This is a genomic window from Nocardia testacea NBRC 100365 (assembly GCF_000308775.1).
Classification (GTDB): Bacteria; Actinomycetota; Actinomycetes; order Mycobacteriales; family Mycobacteriaceae; genus Nocardia; species Nocardia testacea.
Genome location: NZ_BAGJ01000248.1, coordinates 1 through 14,031, shown reverse-complemented (window position 1 = coordinate 14,031; position 14,031 = coordinate 1). Strand labels below are relative to the sequence as shown.

Sequence of the window (14,031 nt, the reverse complement as noted above, 5' to 3'; positions counted from 1 at the left end):
AGGGAGTTGATGTGTCCGACGGTATGAGTTTCGAGCTGAGCGAGGACCAGCGGCTGATCCGCGACTCCGTGGCCGAACTGGCCCGGAAATTCGACGATCAGTACTGGATGGAGAAGGACCGGGAACACGAATTCCCCACCGAGTTCTATCGCGCCATCGCCGACGGCGGCTGGCTGGGCCTGTGTATCCCGGAGGAATACGGCGGACACGGTCTGGGGATCACCGAGGCCTCGATCCTCGCCGAACAGGTGTCGCGATCCGGCGGCGGAATGAACGCCGCCACCTCGATCCATATGTCGATATTCGGTATGCAACCGGTGATCGTGCACGGCTCCGAAGAACTGAAGCAGCGCACTCTGCCGCGGGTCGCCCGCGGTGACCTGCACGTCTGCTTCGGGGTCACCGAACCGGGCGCGGGCCTGGACACCAGCCGGATCACCACCTTCGCCCGCCGCGACGGCGACCACTACGTGGTCAACGGCCGCAAGGTCTGGATCTCCAAGGCGCTGGAGTCGGAGAAGATCCTGCTGCTGACCCGCACGCGGAAATACGAGGACGTCGAGAAGAAGACCGGCGGAATGACGTTGTTCCTCACCGATATCGACCGCGACCACATCGATATCCGGCCCATTCCGAAAATGGGCCGCAACGCGGTGTCCTCCAACGAGTTGTTCATCGACGATCTGCGGATACCGGTCGAGGACCGGGTGGGGGAGGAGGGTCGCGGGTTCGAATATCTGCTCGACGGACTGAATCCCGAGCGGATGCTCATCGCGGCCGAAGCGCTCGGGCTGGGCCGGGTCGCGCTGGATCGGGCTGTCCGGTACGCGAACGAGCGCGAGGTCTTCGGGCGGCCGATCGGCAAGAACCAGGGGATCCAGTTCCCGCTGGCCGATTCGCTGGCCCGGCTGGACGCGGCCGAACTCGTGCTGCGCAAGGCGACCTGGTTGTACGACCAGGGCAAACCCTGTGGCCGGGAGGCCAATACCGCCAAATACCTCTGCGCGGAAGCCGGGTTCGAGGCCGCCGACCGGGCAATGCAGACCCACGGCGGCATGGGCTACTCGGAGGAGTACCACATCTCCCGGTATTTCCGGGAGTCGCGGGTCATGCGGATCGCGCCGATCAGTCAGGAAATGATCCTCAACTATCTGGGGTCGCACGTATTGGGAATGCCGAGGAGTTACTGATGGCAGCGAACAACGGTTTGTTCGACCTGACCGGCCGGACGGCCCTGGTCACCGGGGCGGCGGGCGGTATCGGCTCGGCCGTGGCCCGCGCGCTGGCCGCCCAGGGCGCCGTGGTGCTGGTCACCGATCTCGATGGGGGCGCCGCCGGAGCGGTCGCCGAGAAGATCACCGCCGACGGCGGTAGGGCGCAGGCGTGCGCATTGAACGTGGCCGATCCGGACTCCGCGACGGCGGCCGCCCGGCAGGCATCCGAACTCGGGGGCGGCCCGGTGCACATCCTTGTGAACAACGCGGGGATCACGGCACCGGCCATGTTCCCCAGGACCACCCCCGAGTCCATGCGCAAGATCTTCGACGTCCACGTTCTCGGTACGTTCAACTGCAGTCAGGCTGTGCTGCCGTATCTGCCCACCGACGGCACCGGCCGCATCATCAATGTGACCTCCTCCGCGGGCCTCACCGGAACCCTCGGCCAGGTCAACTATTCCGCCGCCAAGGCCGGGATCATCGGCGTCACCAAATCGCTGGCCCGGGAACTGGCCCGGAAGAACATCCTGGTGAACGCGCTCGCACCGCTGGCCGCGACCACCATGACCGAAACCATCCGCACCGACGAGAAATTCGCGGAGCAGATGCTCAACCGAATCCCGCTGCGCCGTTGGGCCGAACCCGACGAGGTCGCCGGCGCGTTCGTCTTCCTGGCCTCCGATGCCGCGTCGTTCGTGACCGGCCAGGTGCTGCCGGTCGACGGCGGCATGGTGATGTGATGGCCGCCGCCGGGCCACTGGCCGGAGTACTGGTGGTGGCGCTGGAACAGGCGGTATCGGCGCCGATGTGTACCCGTACCCTCGCCGATTTCGGCGCCCGGGTGATCAAGGTGGAGAACCCGGCCGGCGGTGATTTCGCCCGGCACTACGACGATGTGGTGGCCGGCCAGGCGGCCCATTTCGTCTGGGTCAACCGGGGTAAGGAATCGGTGACCCTCGACCTGAAATCCGCGCAGGGGCTGGTGATTCTGCACGAACTGCTGGCCCGCGCGGATGTGCTGGTGTCGAATCTTGCGCCGGGCGCCAGCGCGCGGCTGGGCCTGGCCCCCGCCGATGTGGCCGAGCGGCATCCGCACCTGATCGCGCTGGAAATAGACGGTTTCGGAGCGGGCGGCCCGCTGTCGCACAAACGCGCCTACGATCTGCTCGTCCAGGCGGAGTCCGGGGTGTGCTCGGTGACCGGACGGCCGGGCGAACCGGCCAAACCCGGCCCGGCGGTGGCCGATGTGACCACGGGACTGTACGCGGCACTGTCGATCGTGGCCCAGCTGTGTGGCCGGTATCGCGGGTCCGGCACCACCGGTGGTTCGATCGGTATCAGCCTCTTCGACACCATGGCCGAGATGATGGGCTACCACCTCAACTACACCCGGCACGCCGGGGTGGAGCAGCAGCCCCTCGGCATGAGCTCGCCCGCCGTGGCGCCCTACGGCGCCTACGCCACCGGGGACGGGCAGACCGTGGTACTCGGCACCACCAACGACCGGGAGTGGCAGCGGCTGGCCCGGGAGATCCTGGGCCGCCCGGATCTCGCCGGGGACGACCGATTCCGGACCAACTCCGACCGCGTGCGCCACCGTGCACCGCTGGACGAAGTCATCGGCGACTGGTGTGCCCGGCACACCCTGGCCGAGATACAGAAGGCCGCCGACGAGGCCGGTATCGGCAACGCGCGGTACAACACCGCGGCCGAGATGGTCGACCATCCGCAGCTCGCGGCCCGCGATCGCTGGCGTGCGGTGGACAGCCCCGGCGGTCCGGTGCCCGCCCTGCTGCCGCCTGCCGTGATCCGCGGTTTCGATCCGCCGATGGGCGCGGTTCCGGGACTGGGCGAGCACACCGACGCGGTGCTGCGGGAACTGGGCCGGTCGGCGGCGGAGATCGTCGAGTTGCGCGCCGGCTCCGTGATCGGGCCCGAATACCGGGGCATGGGCACGGGGGCGCGACAGTGACCACCGGCGAACCCGCACTGCTGGTCGACGACCGGGCCGGAGTGCGCACCGTGACCCTGAACCGGCCGCACCGCAAGAACGCCATGACCTGGGCGATGTGGCGGGAACTGGCGGATGTCCTGCGGGATACCGGCGGCGATCGGTCCGTGCGTGCGCTGGTGCTCACCGGTGCCGGTGGCGCGTTCTGTTCGGGGGCCGATATCTCGGTGCCCGATGCCCGGCACCCGATGGACAAACTGCGGATCTTCACCGATCTCGCTCTGCAACTGCACGAACTGCCGACCCCCACCGTCGCGAAAGTGACCGGAGTGGCGGTCGGCGCCGGGTGGAATCTGGCCCTGGGCTGCGATCTGGTGGTCGCCACCCCCGGGGCCACATTCGCGCAGATCTTCGCGCGGCGCGGGTTGTCGGTGGATCTCGGTGGCTCCTGGTTGCTGCCGAAACTGGTCGGCCTGCAGCAGGCCAAACGCCTGGCCCTACTGGCCGAGACCATCGATGCCGGGCAGGCCGAAGCACTCGGTCTGGTGACCTGGGTGATCGCGGAGGACGGGATCGACGCGTTCACCGAGGATCTGGCCGCCCGGCTCGCGGCCGGGCCGCCGGTGGCCCTGGCGCAGACCAAGGCCTTGCTGAACGAGGGTGCAGACTCGACATTACGAGAGGCTCTGGCCGGTGAGGCCCGGGCCCAGGGAGTCAATTTCGCCACCGCCGACGCGCCGGAGGCGTACGCGGCCTTCGCCGGGGAACGCGCCCCGCGCTTCACCGGCGCCTGGTCGCTGCCCCCGGCCGGCGGCGAGAAAGAGAGCGGGTAGATGCGGGAAGCAGTGATCGCCGGCGCGGTGCGCACACCGGTCGGCAAACGGAAAGGCGGACTGTCGGGTATGCACGCCGCCGACCTGTCCGCGGTGGTGCTGCGGGCCCTCGCCGAACGCACCGGTGTCGACCCGGCACTGATCGACGATGTGGTGTGGGGCTGTGTGTCCCAGGTCGGTGACCAGTCGAGCAATATCGGCCGCTACGCGGTACTGGCCGCGGGCTGGCCCGATACCATTCCCGGCACCACGGTGAACCGCGCCTGTGGTTCGAGCCAGCAGGCCCTGGATTTCGCGGCGCAGGCGGTGCTCTCGGGTCAGCAGGATCTGGTGGTGGCCGGCGGGGTCGAGGTGATGAGCCGGGTGCCGCTGGGCGCCGCCCGCGCGACCGGGCAGCCGTACGGACCGGCGGTGCTGGCGCGCTACGACGAATTCTCCTTCAACCAGGGGATCTCGGCCGAACTCATCGCCCGGAAATGGGGTTTCACCCGGACGGTGCTCGACGAGTACTCCGCCCGCTCGCACGAACTGGCGGCCGCCGCCCAGGACCGGGGTGCCTTCGACGAGCAGATCGTGGCGGTCGACGCGCCCGCCGGGGAGACCACCGAGGGCGGAAAGGTCACCGCCGACGAGGGAATCCGGCGCGGTACCACCGCCGAGAAGCTGGCAAATCTGAAACCGGCCTTCCAGGACGACGGCGTCATCCACGCGGGTAACTCCTCCCAGATCTCCGACGGCGCCGCGGCCCTCCTGGTCACCACCCCCGACAAGGCCGCCGAACTCGGCCTGACCCCGCTCGTGCGCTACCGCGCCGGTGCGGTGGCGGGCGCCGACCCCGTGCTCATGCTCACCGGTCCCATCCCCGCGACCGGGAAAGCGCTGCGCAAAACCGGGCTCACGGTGGCCGATATCGGGGTTTTCGAGGTCAATGAGGCGTTCGCGCCGGTCCCCCTGGCCTGGCAGGTCGAAACCGGCGCCGACCCGGAGCGCCTCAACCCGCTGGGCGGCGCGATCGCACTGGGACATCCGCTCGGCGGGTCGGGCGCGGTGCTCATGACCAGGATGATCCATCACATGCGGGACCACGGGATCCGCTTCGGCCTGCAAACCATGTGCGAGGGCGGCGGCACCGCCAATGCCACCGTCGTCGAACTCGTCTCCTAGGAAGAACATGCGTCGCGATCTGTTCACCGCCGACCACGAAGCGTTCCGGGATCTGGCGCGCGAGTTCATCGAGAAGGAGGTCGTACCCCGGTACCCCGACTGGGAGAAGCAGGGACAGATGCCGCGCGAGGTGTTCGGGCGGCTCGGCGAACTCGGTCTGCTCGGTACGGCGATCCCGGAGGAGTACGGCGGGATGGGAGTCCGCGACTACCGGTACAACGTGGTGTTGCAGGAGGAGGCCCAGCGGGCGCTGGTGACACTAGGTACCGTGCGCACCCAGCTCGACGTGATCCTGCCGTACTTCCTCGAGTACGCCGACGCGGCGCAGCGGCAGCGATGGTTCCCCGGACTCGCGGACGGAAGCCTGCTCACCGCGATCGCCATGACCGAGCCGGGCACCGGTTCCGATCTCGCCGGTATTCGCACCACCGCCGTCCGCGACGGTGACGACTATGTGCTCAATGGGGCGAAGACCTTCATCACCGGGGGCCTGCTCGCCGATCTGGTGATCGCGGTGGCCCGCACCGCGACCGATCCGGAAAACCGGCGGGCCGGTCTGACCCTGCTGGTGGTGGAGAACGGGATGCCCGGCTTCGAACGCGGCCGCGTGCTGGACAAGATGGGGTGCAAGGTGCAGGACACGGTGGAGTTGTCGTTCACCGATGTGCGGGTCCCGGCGGCCAACAGGCTGGGCGAGGAGGGTGCCGCCTTCGGCTACCTCGGCCACAACCTGCCCCAGGAGCGCATGACGGTGGCGGTGGGGTCCGTGGCACAGGCGCGGGCGGCACTGCGCGCCACCATCGATTACGTGAAGGAACGCAAGGCCTTCGGCACCCCGGTGGCCTCGTTCCAGAACACGAAATTCGAACTCGCCGCGATCTCCGCCGAGATCGAGGCCGGGCAGACCATGGTGGATCGCGCGGTCCGCGACCTGGTGGACGGGCAACTCTGCGGCGCCGACGCCGCCCGGGTGAAACTGTTCGCCACCGAGACCCAGGCCCGGGTGGTGGACCGATGCCTGCAGTTGTTCGGCGGATACGGCTACATGATGGAGTATCCGATCGCCCGGCTCTACACCGATGCCCGGGTGGCGCGGATCTACGCGGGAACCAGCGAGGTCATGAAAGTTATCATTGCCAAAGACCTTGGTTTGTGATGTACGGCACACCTGATTTTTCGGTGAGACGTACGTCACACGAGGGTGTTCGACCCTACTGTTTCAGCAGTTGGTTTATCGAACGGAGTACCCGGTGATCGGTTCACGGGATGAACACAGTGCGGCTGGTCGCCTTCCGGACGCCGAAACGGTGATCGGCCCGGGTCTTTGTCCGGTCGACTTCATGCGCGCGCACGCCCGGCGCCACCCGCTGCGCCACCGGCTGGCGATCGTCGCGCCCAACACCGTGGACGCGGTCCGGTATGCGGGCGGGTTCATCTTCGACCGCATGATGGGCGGCTGGGAGGTGGTCGCCGTGCTCACCGAACACGACGATGTGCGCCCCCTCGAAATACTCGGCGCGACCGTACTCGACCTCACCACCGCCATGGCCTCACCCGTGCACGACACCTGGCCGGAAAGTGTGCTGCTGGCACCGGACGTCTTCGTCTCGAACGAATGGGTCCGCAGAGGCGCCATCGACTGTCTGGACAAGGGGCTGGCCGAACTCGCGGTCTGGGGTGAGGAGTTGCCCCCCGAACTCGCGTGCCGGGTCTTGTCCGCGCACCACCCGCTCAGTTCGGCGGCCCGGGCATTCAAACGATGTGCCCTCGCGGCGGCCGGGATACCCGAACAGGCACACGAGGATGTCGAGGTCTTCCACAGCGGTGAGGTCCTGCTGGCCGATCTGCGTGGCCGCCAGGCCCTGGTCCGCGCGATCTGAATCACGCGGACCAGGCCGAGCGGAACAGGTTCAGGAATGCGCGGTGAGGAAGCGTTCGGCGAATTCGGAGAGCTCGTCGCGCTGTTCGGCCGGGTCGGTGGCCGTAGCGCTCACGACCACCCGGGTCACCCCCTGCGCTGTGAAGGCGGCCAATCGCTCGTCGGTCATATCCAGTCCGCTCCAGCGGGTGTACTCGAGCAACTCGGGGTCGCGTCCCGCCTCCGCCGCCGTCGTCCGGGCGAGTTCCCACTGGGCCGCGCGTTCGTCGGGTAGCAGGGCGCCACCCGCGAAATACCCGTCCCCGCGCAGCCCGGCCCGGCGCGCGGCGGCCGCGCTCGAACCCCCGATGTGCACGGGCAGGGTGGTCGATTCGTACGGCTTCGGGAACTGGACCAGATCCTCGAAATCGAAGAACTCACCGTGATAACTCACCCCCTCCTCGCCACCGGACCACAGCAGCCGCAGCACGTCGATCGCCTCGTCGGCCCGCCGCCCGCGGCTGCGGAAATCGACGCCGGCCGCCGCCGACTCGACCGGCAGTGTGCCCAGTCCGACGGACAGCAGCCGCATCCGCCCCTTGGACAGCACATCGATCGTCGCCAACTGCTTGGCCAGCACGACCGGGTGCCGATAGGGCAGCAGCAGCACCCCGGTGCCGAGCAGGAGCCGGTCGGTGACCGCGGCGACGAAGGCGAGAGTGTCCAGCGGGTCGGTGAAAGGCAGACCGGGTGGTACCTCGAAACCGTGGAGTTGCGCCCCGGGATACAGCACCAGATGTTCGGGCAGATACAGCCCTTCGAACCCACAGGCCTCGGCGTGGCGCGCATAGGCGGCGAGGCGATCCGGATCGGCACCGAAATGTGCGGTGCTGTAACTGACTGCGAACTTCATCGTGTTCCTTCCGATGGCCGCGCGGCCGGGCCGGCACCGACCTACCCGCGCGGTTCCCGTGCCGTCTCGACATCGACGACCTCAGCGGAGGAACCTGCCCGGCCGCCGCGAAAATTCCTGCCCGCCCGGGAGACGGGGGGCTCCGCGCGGTGATGTGGTCCGAATCAACGGCTCCGGCGACGATCGTCTTGCGACATGCACGGTTGCCAGGTGCCGGCGGCTCGCGCTGTGTGTCCGGTCAGTCCCGCTCGAACAAGTGGTCGTAGCCGATGGCAAAGGAATAGTCGGAGGGGTCGACCACCACCTGGTGCCGGTCACCGACCCGCGGAAGCGGGAGAACGGACGGTATCTCACAGTCCGCCGTGAAGGTGTCGAAGCCCGGCCCGCTGATACGGACCCGAAGTTCGGCGACATCCGGATTCTCACCCCCCTCGCGTATCCGGACCGCGACGATCTCCGCTGTCGAAATGACCCCGGCGTCCCGCAACCGCTTGGCGTCCCACCGCTGCCCGTAGGTCGTCACCGCGATGGCGAGGCCGATCGGAAAAGTGATGATCGCCGGGCACAACCAATCCCACAGCGAATCACCCGTCAACGCGAGCACCGGCCCCGACAGCAGCAGACCGGCCGCGATCGAGTACGTGAACACCTGAGCCACAGGGCCGATGAGTTCGACTTGCCGCGGCTCTCTGTCGCTACCGGACACTTCGACATCATAGTGGCGAAACCGCGCCCGGACGCAGGGCTTCTACACCGCACGATCACGGCGCCACAGCCGGCACCTCCGGCCGGCTGTCGCTGTCGTGGCCGCCTACGGTGTTACGGCTGAACCGACACCGAACATCGCGACGACGTTCCGCCAAGCATGACCGATCCAACTGGACCAACTCCGGAGAGAAACCCCGCACCGGATCTTCCCGAAATCGCCTTTCCCGAACAAGGCTTGACGGCCGCAGGCCGGCTCCGGTCGCGCGACGGCGAGGTCGTCGCAAGCCCAGCGGGCCAACAGCCGGCCACCCGGCCCGCTACACATGTTGCGACGCAGAACCTAGGCGCACACGTCCGGAACGGGAACCGGGGCGGAACCCTTCGCGAGCGATTCCGCACCTGCAACACCGACCAGCGATGCCGCGACCGCGGGGCGCACGGGGATAAGCGGAGGCGTGCCGCATTCCACGGTGGCACGGAATCCTTCGAGTACCGCGACGGTCCCCTCGGCCATACGGTCGACCGGCTCGTTGTTCACAAGGTAGGGACCCGGTACGCGGATCTGCTCGCATGTCTGACCGTCGGCCTGTGTCCAGCCTTCCTTACGCACTCGCACCGACCAGGCATCTCCACCCGCGGCACGGACGGATTCGGCCAGGCCGTGAGCGCCGCGCACCGAGACCCAGCTCCAATGGCTGCCCGTTTCTCCGGCGAGGAATCCATGGCGAACCAGGGCCAGGGTGTCGTCGGACAGCCGGATCGTCAGCACCACGGCGGCCGGTCGGTCGCCACCTCGACCGACCGGGAAGGCGCTGACCTCGACCGGCCATGCTCCGGTGAGGTCCAGCAGCGGCGAAACGGTATGTGTGCAGTAGGCAGTCGGCGCGATGCGACCACGCCAGTGCGCTGGATCACCGATCAGCGCGGCGGTGTCCTGGGGCGACAGGCTGTGTAGATAATCGGCTTCCACCATTTCGATGGTCCCCAGCTCGCCGGAATCCACGGACTCCCGGAGCAGTCGGGTGTGTGGATGGAAGACGTAGTTCTCCGCGAACGAATAGGTTGCCGTCGACCGCTCGGCCGCGGCGATGAGCCGCCGCCCTTCCTCCTCGGACACGCAGGCCGCCGTCTCCGACAGCACATGGATCCCGCGATTCAGGAATGCGACGGCCAACGCCGTGTGTGCGTCGAAATCATTGGCAAGTACGACACCATCGAGACCGGCGTCGAGCAGCTCCGCCCAGTGCTCGGTGGCCCGGGCCGCCGGAAATACCGCCTGCGCAGCAGCCAGTCGTTCGGAATCGCGATCGCAGACCGCGATCACCTCGACCCCGATCCGGTGTGCCAGCTCGGCCATGTACAGACCCCGCAACAAGCCCACGATCCCGATACGCATCCAACTGGTGTACACGCGCAGCGGAAAATCCCACAAAAGGTTTTCCCATCCAACACATGCCGGGGGCGCGGCGCCTTCCGCCGCCGTAGTTTGCAACGCCGCGTCGTAAAAGGACTTTTTCTGAACAGTCCTGGTGTTGAGCTCGCTGCTCAACGATGATCGCCCTCGCTCTCACCGGCGGGTCTACTCGCCTGCGAGCCGATCCCACGGCTCGTACTGCCATCGCCCAACGGATCGACGATCGCCGAGGCGCTGCGAGCCACCGGCTCGACCATTGCCGTCGGCTGCCTCCGTAACGCCAGTGCTGTCGCCGAGTGGCTCGCGCCGGCCCTCGAGGCCCGGCGCTCGGTTGCTGTCATCGCCGCGGGCGAGCGCCTTGCGTCGCGGGTCGAACAGTGCCAGGTAGATCGCTTCGTGCGAGATCCGCATCGCCGGGTCGTCGGGGAAGTGTCGCCGCAGCCACCCCGCGATCTGCTCGGGTGACCACAGAGATTTCAGCTTGTCCTCCACCAAGGCCCGCACGGGTGGGCAGGCCGCGAGCCTGGCCGGTTTCGGTCGCCGCGCTCGCTGATAGGCCAGCTGGCCAGCGGCCCGGTAAGCGCGTCGGCCGCCGTTGCGGGCGATCTCGCGTGAGATCGTCGACGGTGAGCGCCCCAGCGACACCGCGATCATGCGCGCTGAGCAGCCCCATAGCAAGGCCCCGTGAGATCTCCTCACGCTCGGCGGATGTCAGATGCCGATTCCGCGGAACTTGCGGTGGCCTTCGGACTCCTCCGGTCTGGGCCAGAAACCGGCGCACATGCTGCAGCGGAATCCCGAGTGACCGCGACATCGAACTCTATGTCGAGCTCGCCCGCCGCGCCGACGGGCCGTTGGTCGAACTCGCCATCGGCAACGGCCGGGTGGCGATCCCGGTCGCCCGAGACACCGGGCAGCCCGTGATCGGCGTCGACACCTCTCCTCGCATGCTCGAGCAAGCCAGGACCCGGGCCGCTACAGCCGGCGTCCGACTCGAACTGCGCCAAGCCGACATGCGCGAGCTGTAGTCGTGGGGTGGACTGGATTCCCTGCGGACGAATGGACCTCAGACCTACATACAACCTCAGATACGGGTTCACCTCGAGGAAGTGGGCTGTGTTGCCTACGACGAGAATTCGATCCGCGTGACGAGCGAGGAGCCGGGTAACTGGTTCAGCAGGGTTTCGTGAGCGAGTTCGCGCACGCCCCGGTGAGGTTTGGTGCGGCCCCGCCCTGCCCGGACGCGTTCGCCAGCTCCTTCGCGCCGCCCACGATCGCCCAGGACGAGGGTCCGCACGGGTCCGGGCCCGTCCGCGTGGCGCGCGTGTCCAGTCCTACGGTCCAGTTGTGGATGAACACGACCGTGCCGTCCTTGCGTCGGGCGATGAGCCAGATGTGGAACACGCCGGTCAGTGAAATCATCAGCAGTGGAAAGGCGCGCAGATTCTGCTTCTTCGGATCAGCGGGGTGGTCGGGCAGGTGCGACTTGAGCTTGGCCAGAAACGGCTGATCGTGCAGGGTCAGTGCGGTCATCTTCGGTCCCATCGGCTGCGGCCCGAAGTTCGCGCCCGGCGGGGCGAACCAGGGCGGGGGCGCGGTGCCCAGGCAGTCGCGCGCGCCCTGGACGCAGGTGCGCGGCCCCTGGATCGGCGCGCCCTTCGGATCCTCGTAGACGGCGGAGTCGACGTCCCATGCGACGGTTTGGATGTGCCCGATCTGAATGGATGGATCGTCGGTGCCGCAGATCGATAGGGGCGCCACCTGCGTCCAGCTCGGTGAGAACAGCCCGACGTTGCCCGGCGGAGTTCCCCCGGGCACCAGACCGGACGGCCCGCATCCAGCAAACGCCATTCGCGGCGAGCCGAAGGCGAGCTTGTTATCGCACAGAGACACGAAGAGGCCCCTCTCGAGCTCAACGTAGGGCTGGCCGCACGGCGGATCGCCGCACACCTGCGCCGGAGTGGGGTTACCGCCGCCACCGCCGCCGCCACCTCCCCCGCCGCCCTTGGCGAGCTCGTCCAGCTTACCCATCGTGTGCCGCCCGACGCGCCCGTCTCCCCCGCCGGGCAGCGCCTTGGCGCGCTGGAAGTCGGCAACGGCCCCCTTGGTCTCCCCGCCGAACTTCCCGTCCATCTCCCCGCCGGGCAGCGTCGACTTCGACATCGGGTGCCCCTCGGCGACGAGACCCTCCTGGACGAGCCGGACTCCGTCGCCGCGCTCGCCGATCCCCAGCGCGGGTGCGTTGTCATAGGCGGCCTCGAGGCGCGGCTGGCCCTTGTACTTGTCCGAGGTGAGTTCGGCCGGCTGCGCCTCGGCGGTGAGTCGCTGGACCTGCTCCTCGTCCTCGTCATAGCCGTGACAGGCGCACTTGCCGGGCGGCGTGTCCCCGCAGCGCTGCGCGATCAGGTCCGCGACCGCCCTGTTCCCGGCCTGCCGCTGGAGGGCCAGCAGGCCGGTGAGTTCCGCGGGAACGCCTCGCCGGGCGGGATGCGGCCGAAGTGCAGGTGCGGCCGCGAACACGTGGCTCATGACCCAATGATCTCACCGTGAACCGGGGTGTCACGGACGAATCGGTTACCCCTTGGGGCAGGGTAAGCGGCCCGATCGGGCTTCGGCACTGATCGAAGCTCGCCGTCCCTTCCGATCACTGCTCGAAGACGGCTTCGATGACGGCGGCCTGCTCGGTAGTCTTGGCACGGAAGTAGCGGGCGCTGGTTTCGATGGTGGCATCGTGGAGCAGGTCATGAACCTGGGCGACATCGGCTCCGCTTCTGGGTCTTGCGCGACTGCGTCTCGAGCGTCGCCGCGACGATCCACGCCCCGCGCCGCAACCGCTTGTCGGCCGGACTCCAGCAGTTCACCAAGACAGTCCTCGAGACCGCGCTCACCGAGGAGATGACCGAGCACCTGGGGTTCGAGCCGAACCAGGCGCCCGAGGACAGGACTCGGGCAACGTCCGGAACGGGACCAGATCGAAGACGGTGCTGACCGAGACGACCGGCCCGGTGCCGATCGAGGTGCCCCGCGATCGCGACGGCAGCTTCGAACCGGAGATCGTGAAGAAACGCCAGCGCCGGTTGACCGGGGTCGATGAGATCGTGCTGTCGCTGTATGTCAAAGGCCTGACCACCGGGGAAATTTCCGCCCATTTCGCCGAAATCTATGGGGCGTCGGTGTCCAAGGAAACCGTCTCGCGGATCACCGACAAAGTCGTCGCCGAGATGCAGGAATGGTCGAGCCGGCCCCTGGGCGAGGTCTATGTCGCGATCTTCATCGACGCCATCGTGGTCAATACCGGGGAGAGAGAAACCGCCGGAAACACCGTTACCGAGATAGTCCCGGTAGTAGCCGCCGAAAATCGGGCGGATATGACGATGCTGCTGACATCAACCAGACGAGCCGACCTGCCGCGCTCCTCGACTGGGCTCGCCGCGGTGGTGTGCGCTGACGCTGGGCTGTCGTCCATTGAGGTCGAGGAGCGCGCAAGGCGGTGGCTGGTGCCCCTGCTGGCTGCCCGACGAGGGCCGGCCGTTTCCAAGCACCCTGGGTGGCCGTGCGGCGGCTCACTCTTCGGGGCGCGGCGGCTGATCTGTGGCATGCTGGAGGGTGAGTACGGGTTGTTGCAGTGATCGCTCGGCTCGCAACAGGAAGTAAAACAAAAGTATGTCGCAAGGCAGTGTGAAGTGGTTCAACGGCGAAAAGGGCTTCGGGTTCATCGCGCAAGACGGTGGCGGCCCTGATGTTTTCGTCCACTACTCCGCGATTTCCGGCTCCGGCTTCAAATCCCTCGACGAGGGGCAGCGTGTCGAGTTCGATATCGAGCAGGGCCAGAAAGGTCCGCAGGCTCAGAGCGTCCGCGCCATCTAGGAGCTGACCAACACAGAAACCCGCGCCACGGCGCGGGTTTCTTGCTTTTCGGAGTGGGCGTGCCGGGCTGCCGCGATCGAGCGTTTATGCGATTCGTGGGGGCTAG

Annotated in this window: 14 protein-coding genes and 1 pseudogene; 10 read left to right on the top strand and 5 right to left on the bottom strand. The window is 67.7% G+C overall.

Going from position 1 to position 14,031, the window contains the following annotated elements; all coding sequences use genetic code 11:
* The first annotated feature begins 23 nt into the window (after positions 1–23).
* From ON38_RS26375 to ON38_RS26345, 7 genes are all read left to right on the top strand, one after another.
* The gene (locus tag ON38_RS26375; RefSeq protein ID WP_039827728.1) at positions 24–1,190 is read left to right on the top strand and encodes an acyl-CoA dehydrogenase family protein; all 1,167 of its coding nucleotides are present in this window, start codon (positions 24–26) and stop codon (positions 1,188–1,190) included.
* Entirely contained in the window at positions 1,190–1,957 is a 768-nt protein-coding gene (locus ON38_RS26370; RefSeq protein ID WP_039827725.1) for an SDR family NAD(P)-dependent oxidoreductase, read from the top strand. The genes ON38_RS26375 and ON38_RS26370 overlap by 1 nt, the downstream gene beginning before the upstream one ends.
* Positions 1,957–3,189: a CaiB/BaiF CoA transferase family protein gene (locus ON38_RS26365; RefSeq protein ID WP_039827723.1), complete on the top strand. Its 1,233-nt coding sequence runs from the start codon at positions 1,957–1,959 to the stop codon at positions 3,187–3,189. Before ON38_RS26370 ends, ON38_RS26365 begins: the two co-directional genes overlap by 1 nt.
* Positions 3,186–4,001: an enoyl-CoA hydratase/isomerase family protein gene (locus ON38_RS26360; RefSeq protein ID WP_039827722.1), complete on the top strand. Its 816-nt coding sequence runs from the start codon at positions 3,186–3,188 to the stop codon at positions 3,999–4,001. The genes ON38_RS26365 and ON38_RS26360 overlap by 4 nt, the downstream gene beginning before the upstream one ends.
* Positions 4,002–5,165, top strand: coding sequence for a thiolase family protein (locus ON38_RS26355; RefSeq protein WP_039827721.1), 1,164 nt, complete (start codon positions 4,002–4,004; stop codon positions 5,163–5,165).
* Positions 5,166–5,172: 7 nt separating this feature from the next.
* A complete protein-coding gene (locus ON38_RS26350) occupies positions 5,173–6,321 on the top strand; it encodes an acyl-CoA dehydrogenase family protein (RefSeq protein ID WP_039827720.1) in 1,149 nt (382 codons plus the stop codon).
* 184 nt (positions 6,322–6,505) lie between these two features.
* Complete coding sequence (locus tag ON38_RS26345; protein ID WP_157181909.1) at positions 6,506–7,045, top strand: hypothetical protein; 540 nt, start codon at positions 6,506–6,508, stop codon at positions 7,043–7,045.
* 30 nt (positions 7,046–7,075) lie between these two features.
* On the opposite strand, the gene ON38_RS26340 is transcribed toward ON38_RS26345, so the two are convergent.
* The 4 genes from ON38_RS26340 to ON38_RS34370 form a co-directional block, all read right to left on the bottom strand.
* Entirely contained in the window at positions 7,076–7,936 is an 861-nt protein-coding gene (locus tag ON38_RS26340; RefSeq protein ID WP_039827719.1) for a TIGR03619 family F420-dependent LLM class oxidoreductase, read from the bottom strand.
* A gap of 238 nt (positions 7,937–8,174) precedes the next feature.
* The gene (locus ON38_RS26335; RefSeq protein ID WP_039827718.1) at positions 8,175–8,594 is read right to left on the bottom strand and encodes a hypothetical protein; all 420 of its coding nucleotides are present in this window, start codon (positions 8,592–8,594) and stop codon (positions 8,175–8,177) included.
* Positions 8,595–8,984: 390 nt separating this feature from the next.
* Positions 8,985–10,040, bottom strand: coding sequence for a Gfo/Idh/MocA family protein (locus ON38_RS26330; protein ID WP_039827717.1), 1,056 nt, complete (start codon positions 10,038–10,040; stop codon positions 8,985–8,987).
* Positions 10,041–10,223: 183 nt separating this feature from the next.
* Positions 10,224–10,712, bottom strand: coding sequence for a helix-turn-helix domain-containing protein (locus tag ON38_RS34370; RefSeq protein ID WP_083873106.1), 489 nt, complete (start codon positions 10,710–10,712; stop codon positions 10,224–10,226).
* Here ON38_RS34370 and ON38_RS37955 point away from each other — a divergent pair.
* Positions 10,670–11,086: a class I SAM-dependent methyltransferase gene (locus ON38_RS37955; RefSeq protein ID WP_306306699.1), complete on the top strand. Its 417-nt coding sequence runs from the start codon at positions 10,670–10,672 to the stop codon at positions 11,084–11,086. The two genes, ON38_RS34370 and ON38_RS37955, sit on opposite strands and share 43 nt — an antisense overlap.
* 145 nt (positions 11,087–11,231) lie before the next feature.
* On the opposite strand, the gene ON38_RS26320 is transcribed toward ON38_RS37955, so the two are convergent.
* Positions 11,232–12,587: a peptidoglycan-binding domain-containing protein gene (locus ON38_RS26320; RefSeq protein WP_039827716.1), complete on the bottom strand. Its 1,356-nt coding sequence runs from the start codon at positions 12,585–12,587 to the stop codon at positions 11,232–11,234.
* 318 nt (positions 12,588–12,905) lie between these two features.
* Between ON38_RS26320 and ON38_RS26315 the strand changes: the two are divergent.
* Both ON38_RS26315 and ON38_RS26310 read left to right on the top strand, forming a co-directional pair.
* Positions 12,906–13,352 (top strand): annotated as a pseudogene (locus ON38_RS26315) (transposase); the annotation flags it as partial.
* A 369-nt stretch (positions 13,353–13,721) separates the two neighbouring features.
* Entirely contained in the window at positions 13,722–13,925 is a 204-nt protein-coding gene (locus ON38_RS26310; RefSeq protein ID WP_039827715.1) for a cold-shock protein, read from the top strand.
* Positions 13,926–14,031 lie beyond the last annotated feature (106 nt).